Below are 1,153 nucleotides of genomic sequence, written 5' to 3' on the forward strand. Positions count from 1 at the left end.
CTAGTACTACAGGGCTAGATCTGGATCATCTGGAGCCTTAGCCGCCTTCGGAAATGGTGGCGTCGTGCCTCCGCCTGATGCGCGCGCCGCCAGATCGACCAGCGAAGTCCCTGGGCGATGGCGATGCGAGTCAAGCCGATCAGGTTGAACAGCCGCCGGACCTCGGCGACAGTCAGGGCCGCGAGCCGCCGTGTTCGCGGCCCGCGGTCACCGCCCACGTTTGAAGAGCCCCCTTTTGCGGGGTTCGGGCCATCGTGGCCAGGAACACCAACGCCAGCATGGCCATGGTGATATGGCGATGCCAGGCGTCGTATTTGCGTACCTGGTAGTTGTCCAGCCCGGCCTGCTGCTTGGCTGCCTCGAAACACTCCTCGATCGGCCAGCGCAATCCGATGACCGCAACCAGTTCCGACAGCGATTCCCCGCGTGGGTTGTAGCAGTGGAAGTAGGCGATCTCCCCATCCGCGATGGTGCGGCGGACGACGTACTGACGCCCGTCCCGTCCGGCGATTACGGCCCAGTCGTAGGTGCGGAATCCTTTCGCTCCGATCCCGCAGGCGCGCCGGGAGAAGTCCCCCGGTCGCAGGTGTGATGCCAGGTTGTCCAGCCGGGTCGGGGTGTCGGGGTTGGTGGTGATGCCCGCGGTGTTCACGTCGGTGGATTTCGGAACAGCCATGCAGTAGGCAATGCCCTCTGCTTCCAGGTGCCTGCGCAGGATTCTGTTCTGGCCGAACTCCTCGTCCGCGACGAACCACGAAAACGGCACCCCGGCCGCCACGGCACGGTCGATCATGGCCTGGACCTGCTGCGGACGGGTGCGGAAGGCCACCTCGTCCGGGATCCCGGCCTCGCGGCGGCGTTCGAAGTCGACGGCCCAGGAATCCTTGGGCAGGTAGAGCTCCCGGTCGATCAGTACACGGTCGCCACGACGGTTGGCGTAGGCCAGGAACGTCCCGATCTGACAATTATCGACACGTCCGAGGGTGCCGGAATACTGCCGCTGGACCCCGGCGGATTTGATGCCCTTCTTCTCGAACCCGGTGGGGTCGGCGATCAGCACGCCTCGGGGATCCGCGAAGCGTTCCATGGCGTAGTCGCGGACCAGGTCCCGCATCAGAACCGCGCTCCAAGGGGTGAGGTTCAAGAACCGTTG

Annotated in this window: 1 protein-coding gene; it reads right to left on the reverse strand. The window is 65.1% G+C overall.

Annotated elements, in window-relative coordinates; translation table 11 throughout:
* Positions 1–172: 172 nt before the first annotated feature.
* Positions 173–1,153 (reverse strand): IS701 family transposase (locus ACZ7OO_RS44110; protein WP_471513018.1); only part of this gene is annotated, 981 nt, incomplete at its 5' end.

Source organism: Streptomyces sp. NPDC111744, from assembly GCF_055634995.1.